Origin of the sequence: Ligilactobacillus pabuli (assembly GCF_022836475.1) — a bacterium.
In the GTDB taxonomy this organism is placed as follows: Bacteria; Bacillota; Bacilli; order Lactobacillales; family Lactobacillaceae; genus Ligilactobacillus; species Ligilactobacillus pabuli.
Genome location: NZ_BQXH01000038.1, coordinates 1 through 6,717, shown reverse-complemented (window position 1 = coordinate 6,717; position 6,717 = coordinate 1). Strand labels below are relative to the sequence as shown.

Annotated in this window: 6 protein-coding genes; 4 read left to right on the top strand and 2 right to left on the bottom strand. The window is 41.6% G+C overall.

What is annotated here, in order from left to right:
• Positions 1-150: 150 nt before the first annotated feature.
• Complete coding sequence (locus LPAF129_RS10935; protein ID WP_244057137.1) at positions 151-318, bottom strand: hypothetical protein; 168 nt, start codon at positions 316-318, stop codon at positions 151-153.
• A gap of 129 nt (positions 319-447) precedes the next feature.
• Positions 448-1,569: an alanine dehydrogenase gene (gene ald / locus LPAF129_RS10930; protein ID WP_244057134.1), complete on the bottom strand. Its 1,122-nt coding sequence runs from the start codon at positions 1,567-1,569 to the stop codon at positions 448-450.
• Between the two features lie 417 nt (positions 1,570-1,986).
• Here ald and LPAF129_RS10925 point away from each other — a divergent pair, with 417 nt between their 5' ends.
• From LPAF129_RS10925 to LPAF129_RS10910, 4 genes are all read left to right on the top strand, one after another.
• Positions 1,987-3,468 carry an MDR family MFS transporter gene (locus LPAF129_RS10925; RefSeq protein WP_373875051.1) on the top strand — a complete coding sequence of 494 codons (1,482 nt, stop codon included), beginning with the start codon at positions 1,987-1,989 and terminating at the stop codon, positions 3,466-3,468.
• Between the two features lie 125 nt (positions 3,469-3,593).
• Positions 3,594-3,770, top strand: a complete 177-nt coding sequence (locus LPAF129_RS10920) for a hypothetical protein (RefSeq protein WP_244057127.1) — start codon at positions 3,594-3,596, stop codon at positions 3,768-3,770.
• Between the two features lie 250 nt (positions 3,771-4,020).
• Entirely contained in the window at positions 4,021-4,569 is a 549-nt protein-coding gene (locus tag LPAF129_RS10915; protein ID WP_244057126.1) for a LemA family protein, read from the top strand.
• On the top strand, positions 4,557-6,311 hold the full coding sequence (locus LPAF129_RS10910; RefSeq protein ID WP_244057124.1) for a DUF2207 family protein: 1,755 nt from the start codon (positions 4,557-4,559) through the stop codon (positions 6,309-6,311). Before LPAF129_RS10915 ends, LPAF129_RS10910 begins: the two co-directional genes overlap by 13 nt.
• Positions 6,312-6,717: the final 406 nt, after the last annotated feature.

The window sequence follows — 6,717 nt, the reverse complement described above, 5'->3', positions numbered from 1 at the left end:
GCTTTGATTTTAATTAGACACTTTAATCGTAGCACACGAGGACAAATGATGTCCTTTTTGCGTAGAAAAAAAGTGCTGATGATCAACTCATCAACACTAAAAAGTTTAGACCCTTATTTTTGCGCAGAAAACAGTTCTTACTCGTAACCCTTAATGATCATGTTTTTGTTCATTCTTTGCTTTCTTATCAAATGTTCTAAAAGCCGCTAGCAAAGCAATCAATAACAGTAATAGCAGTTCGTTACTTGTTTCATTGAACGGCCGAAAAATCAGCAGTGCAATTGTTAGCAGTAGATAGATAATAGTTACCAATTTCATTCGAGTGCTCATTAGTATCACCTTAATTAATTTTGAGTAACTTGATCGTCCGTTGTAGTTCCACCATTGATAGTCAATCTCAGCCTAGCAAAAGATCCTTTCAAATTAGTACACCAAAGCTGATTTCTACTATTTACCTTTCAACGCAACATTCACTGGTGTGTACTCTAAATCTAAGTCTTCTGCCACCGCCTGTTGTGTCATATAGCCTCGATAGGTATTAACACCACGGGCTAGTTCTGGCTGGTGCTCGATTACTTGCTCAATTGGTCCGCTGACGATCTTCTTAGCGAATGGCAAAGTTGCATTGCTGAGTGCCAGTGTGGCTGTTTGTGCTACAGCTCCCGGCATGTTAGCCACAGCATAATGGATCACATCTTCAACCACATCAATTGGGTCATCATGGGTTCCAACTTTATTTTCCGTTTCAAAGATTCCACCCTGATCAATTGCAATATCCACAATGACCGATTTCTTTGGCATCTCGGCCACCATTTCTTTGGTTACCAAAGTTGGTGCTTTATGTCCTGGAATCAAAACTGCACCAACTACTAAATCAGCAGTCTTTAATTGTTGTTCAATATTAAAACTATTTGACATTAAAGTTTCAATTCGGCCATTAAATTCTGTGTCCAGTTCCTTTAATCGTTTACCGCTCACATCTAGAACCGTTACCCGGGCATCTAAGCCCAGTGCGATCCTAGCGGCGTTGGTACCAGCTACACCGCCGCCGATGATTACAACATGGCCCTTCCGTACACCGGGTACGCCTGACAACAGGATTCCCTTGCCGCCCTTTGGACTTTCCAAAAATTCGGCACCGACCTGGGTTGCCATCCGCCCAGCAATTTCACTCATTGGTGAAAGCAAAGGCAGTTCGCCATCGTCCATTTGCACATTTTCATAGGCAATCGACGTCACGTTAGCTTCCTGTAAAGCAACAGCTACCTCCCGGGCATTGGCTAAATGCAGATAAGTAAAGAGGATCAGGCCTTCATGGAAATATTTAAATTCTTCTGGCAAAGGTTCTTTCACCTTCATCACCATTTCTTGTTTCCAGGCTTCTGCAGCTGTGTTAACAATTTCAGCCCCAACCTCTACGTAATCTTGGTCACTAAATGCAGAACCTAGACCAGCAGCCGTCTCAACAAAGACTTGATGTCCCGCTTGAACTAGTTCATAGACCCCGGCCGGTGGTAAAGCCACCCGATTTTCGTTATTCTTAAGTTCTTTTGGAATTCCAATTTTCATTTCAACACCCCATATTTCCATTCCGTCTGACTGGTGATCTTCCCAGCCTTTCCTAACTGCGACAAACATTAACTCCTCTAACTAAACTCAATTGGTCTATTAATAAAACAAATTGATAGCAAAAGTTTCCAGTCGTTAATACGCTTCCAATTATACTTGAATTAGTCATTTTTTCAAATAATCGCCCTTATCTATCAGAAAAACAGGGTGTTGGAACTTAGCTTATAGTTGTTAACTGCTGACGCTAAAACCCGTTCCTGTGTGATTGGTCTACTTCATTAATTTAAATTCATTTGAGCTCCTCTAATGACTGCCGTTGACCTTGATCCACCGCTTTTTCAGAAAATGTCAGTGAATTCAAACGCTAAATATGCTAAGATAGTTTGTTTGATAAATTTAATATTATTAGGAGTTTTAATCTTGAAAGCACAAAATAAAACAAATAAAGGACTCGTTACTTTTGCACTTTTTATCGCGACATTTCTAAGTGCGGTCGAAGGTACGATCATCTCGACGGCCATGCCGACGATCGTTGGTGACCTTAAAGGCATCTCGATCATGAACTGGGTCTTTTCCATCTACTTATTAACAACGACCCTCTCCACACCAGTCTACGGCAAACTTGTGGATGATCTAGGGCGTAAGCCAGTCTTTATTACTGGTTTAGTCATTTTCTTAGCCGGTTCCATGTTAAGTGGACTCTCCACCAGCATGCCGCAATTAATTGCTTGGCGAGCAATCCAAGGGATCGGGGCTGGCGCCATTTTGCCGATCTCTAATACCATCATTGCCGATATTTATCCGCCTGACAAGCGGGCCCAAATCATGGGATTAAATAACTCTGCCTGGGGGATTGCCTCAGTCGCTGCCCCGCTGCTAGGTGGTTTGATCGTTGATAATCTGAGTTGGAAATGGGTTTTCTTCATTAACGTTCCCATTGGTTTAATTTCTATTATTTTGATCACCATCTTCTTAAGAGAAGACCAACACTATGCCCATGGCAAACTTGATGTCTGGGGAATTGTCTGGTTGTCCTTAACGATTGGCGGGATCCTCTACGGCGTTGAAGTATTAAATCAGGCACATGTGAACGTCATTTTAGCTGTGATTATTTTTGCCATCGCTGTCTTAGGCTTATTGCTCTTTATTCGGCAGGAAAAACGGGCAGAAGATCCAATCATCTTGCTCGATCTATTTAAAAATCGGACATTTGTGATTCAGAACTTTGCCGTTTCAATGATGTCAATTTTCTTAATCGCCTTTGACGTTTATGTTCCTTCTTGGACGCAAGGGTTACTGGGCTTACCCGCTACGATTGCCGGTTTTGCCACAACACCAAGTTCGATTTTCTGGATTTTTGGCTCTTTCTTAGCAGGAATTATGTTAGGCAAAATGACGCCGCGTAACATTTTAATGACCAGTATGGGCTTATTAGTTGTGACTGGGACGATTTTCATCTTCCTCCCAGTTGATACCCCATTTTACGCCTTCCTGCTAATTGGAATCTTCCAAGGAACAGGCTTTGGGATCACAGTGACTGGTTCAACTATTATTTCGCAAAGTGTAGTTGACCCAGAAAACATGGGGATGGCAACTTCCTTTAACACCCTGGTCCGGACTCTTTCCCAAAGTATTTCCATTTCCGCCTTTGGGATCGTGATGAACCATTCACTCATGCACGGAATCAATGCTCATCCAGCAGAACATTTGACGGTGAACATGTTTAACAAAATGATCAACCCACATACAGTTGACCAACTGCCTGACAAATTGATCCCACTAATGCACCAAATCTATCATACTGGACTGCACAACGTCTTTACTATTGCAGTTCTTTGTATGGCAGCAGCCTTCTTACTGAACTTGTTGAAGCAAAAAGACTATGAAATCAAAGCATAACCACTAAAAAAACTAGTAACTCCCACTTAAGGTAAGTTACTAGTTTTTTTACTGCTAATTCGTCTCGAATTTTTGAATTATCTTCAAAGCTATGCTATCTTGATAATGAAGAGGAGGCAGTGCTGATGAACAAACCAAAAAAAGAGAAACAAGGCCCGATTTCATTAATGGTTGAGCATGTCCAAAAAATGGTCACTGGTAATATTTCTGATCAATATCACCATTCATCAGTGACTGAAATAATCATTCTAATCGTCGTCATAATTGTCGTTTTCATTGTCTTAAAACTAAGTGGCCGCTAATTTATGCTAGCGTTTAAAAACAAAAATATTGTGTAGACTCAACCCAAGAGCCACTCCCTCAGCGTGGGAGCATGGCTTTTTTTGTTGTGTAAATGTTGGTTATCGTTCCTAGTTTGTTGACCTCGCTCTACTTGGATAGTAAGCGTTTCTCTTGCTAAAAATCAAATCATAATGATAACCTTAATATTATAGTAAGCAATTATCTCGACCTAACTCGTCCTTTTACCCACTTCCAGAAAGGAGTCTTTTCATGCTTTGGTTACTAGTTCTCGCGCTAGTCTTATTGATCATTATCTGGGCCATCGCTGCCTATAACAAATTCGTCAGGTACCAAGAAAACATCAGTAATGCCATGAGTCAAATTTCTGCGCAGGTTGAAAGCCGCTGGGACGCATTGTCAAATCTGATGACTGCTACCCAAAACTACCAAACATACGAAAGTCAGACGCTCACCAAAATTATTGAGGAGCGTTCCAGCGTGTCAAACCAAGCTTCTGTCAAAGATATCACCCAAGACGACCAGCAATTTAACAGTGCGCTGGGAGTAATCAGTGCCCTAGCAGAACAATATCCTGACTTAAAAGCCAGCAACGTTTATCTGCAGACGATGCAGTCCGTTGACAAATACGAAAACCAAGTCCGCCAATCCCGGATGATCTACAACGATACTGTGACCCGTTTTAACCGTTCGATCAAAACTTTTCCTAACTCGCTGATTGCCGGACCATTTAATTTCAACGAACATCCCTATTTTCAAAATACACCCGGAAAAAAGGAGATGCCGCAATGGTCAAAATAAAACAACACTCACAGTTGATGCGCTGGACACTAGCGATGTTGGTCAGTTTACTAGTCTTATTTGCTGGCAATCAGCTCGTTTCGGCCGATCAAACTGTCAATAAAATGGATATTTCGCTTGGACTCAAGCCTAATGGGACTGCGAATATCACTGAAAAATGGAACGTAACTGCGGATGAAGGTAGTGAGATTTATAAAACACTGCAGTTAAAAGGACCACAACAGCTCTCAAATTATTCGGTCGCGCTCGATGGCAAACCAATGAAACGCAGCAGTTATTGGAACCCCCATGCTTCCAAACGTACTAAAAATTGGCATTACGGTCAAAACGGACATGAGTTAAACTGGGGCATCACCAAGTATGGCACCCATACTTACACCATTAAATACTCGATTGCCAATTTTGTTGAACAAACAAAAACTAAACAAATGATTGCCTGGACCTTTCTCGAAAAAGACGTCGAGATCTCACCCCGTGATATGACCATTAAAATTCATGATCCTCAGCACAAATTTAGCGCCAAAAATGGTTATGGCATCTGGGGCTTTGGTTTTAACGGAGCGACCCAGTTTAATCAAGGACAGGTTAAAGTCGCCAATCATAAGTCACTGACTGAAGATAATTACGTCAAAATTTTGATGGAAATCCCCCGAGGAACTTATCAGACTAACTATCAAACTAGTCGTAGTTTTGACTCGATCGTCAAAGAAGCCTTTAAAGGCAGTGACTTTAATTATCAGGATTACAAGTCAGGGCAAAACATCAAAAATGATCGCTTACACCGAATTTTGTGGGTCAGTCTGAGTTTGCTAGGTGTCATTGGTGTATTGATCATCGCTTGGTTTACACGTGGCATTAAAAATTACCACCGCTATTATCCAAGCATGAAAAAACTCCAAAAACAAAATCAAGGAAAATACTACCGCAGCGTGACTGCCCACAATGTTTTCGAGTTATACTATCTGTTCACATTGATCCCAGGTAACGGTGGTCGACCGGTTCAAAATAATAACTTTTTGACAGCCGCGCTATTACAATTGGTAAAAGACGGCCATCTCAGACAAGAAAGTGTCAAGGGGAAGCATCAGCCGCAGACACAGTTTGTCTTATTAAATGAGCCCACGCAAGACGCCCCATTGCCGCTGCGCTCACTCTATTCCGTTTTGAAAAAGGTAGAAAATGAACAAATTGTCACGCAAAAAGCCCTGTCTAAATACTTGAGCGACTCAGAAAACTGGCAAGAATTAATGGCTGACTTTTCTGATTACAGTCATGATTATTGTCTCGCAAACGGTTTGATCGAGTCGAGCTCTGATGCGCTAAAAACTTCAGATAAAAAGAAGAAAAAAGGCATCCGTTGGGCCAGAATGTTTCTCAATGACGATTATCAACTCACCGATCAGGGACGTCAGATTCGCACTCAACTCGCTCAACTCAAAAACTATTTGGAAGAATTCTCCTTACTAAACGAGCGTAATATCCAAGAAGTCACACTCTGGGATGAATATATGTTGCTGGCGGCAGCTTTCGGTATCTTAGACAAAGTTGAAAAACAACTTCAGCAAGTCTATCCAAACTACGCCAATGAAAGTATCTATTACACAGCAACCATGCATCCATTCACGCAAACTGTTAGTTTTACCCACTCAGTCAGCTACTCTTCAGCTGGAGGTGGTGGAGCAACCAGTTCCAGCGGTGGTGGCAGTGTCGGCGGCAGCTCCGGCGGTGGTGGCTTCCGTTAAGAACACAAATAGTGTAAAAACAGAGCGAAACAAAGCGGTTAGCTTCCGAGCATTATCAGAGACCAACCTTTAATGCGTACTTGGCATTGAAGGCTGGTCTTGGATAAGCGGAAGAAGCTGCTTTGAGTAGCTCGACTAATAAAAACAGAGCGGAGTCAGTCGGAAGGACTCGAGCACTATCGGAGCCTAGCCTTTAATGCGTTTTTGGCATTGAATGTTTGCTAGGATAAGTGAACGCTCTTTCCCCAAATAGTTAGTTTGACTAGAAAAATAGCCAGAGTTCTTTATGTTAGGTGAAGTGCCCCATAATTGTTAGACATAAAAATCTAATAATTATGGGGTGTTTTTTATGACTAAATATTCAACTGATTTTAAGATTATGGCAGTTCAAAGGTATTTTGACGAA

Excerpts from the sequence above, each read along its gene's own strand:
- LPAF129_RS10920 (WP_244057127.1), top strand. The coding sequence starts at position 3,594 with ATGAACAAACCAAAAAAAGAGAAACAAGGCCCGATTTCATTAATGGTT.
- ald (WP_244057134.1), bottom strand. The coding sequence starts at position 1,569 with ATGAAAATTGGAATTCCAAAAGAACTTAAGAATAACGAAAATCGGGTG.
- LPAF129_RS10915 (WP_244057126.1), top strand. The coding sequence starts at position 4,021 with ATGCTTTGGTTACTAGTTCTCGCGCTAGTCTTATTGATCATTATCTGG.
- LPAF129_RS10935 (WP_244057137.1), bottom strand. The coding sequence starts at position 318 with ATGAAATTGGTAACTATTATCTATCTACTGCTAACAATTGCACTGCTG.
- LPAF129_RS10910 (WP_244057124.1), top strand. The coding sequence starts at position 4,557 with ATGGTCAAAATAAAACAACACTCACAGTTGATGCGCTGGACACTAGCG.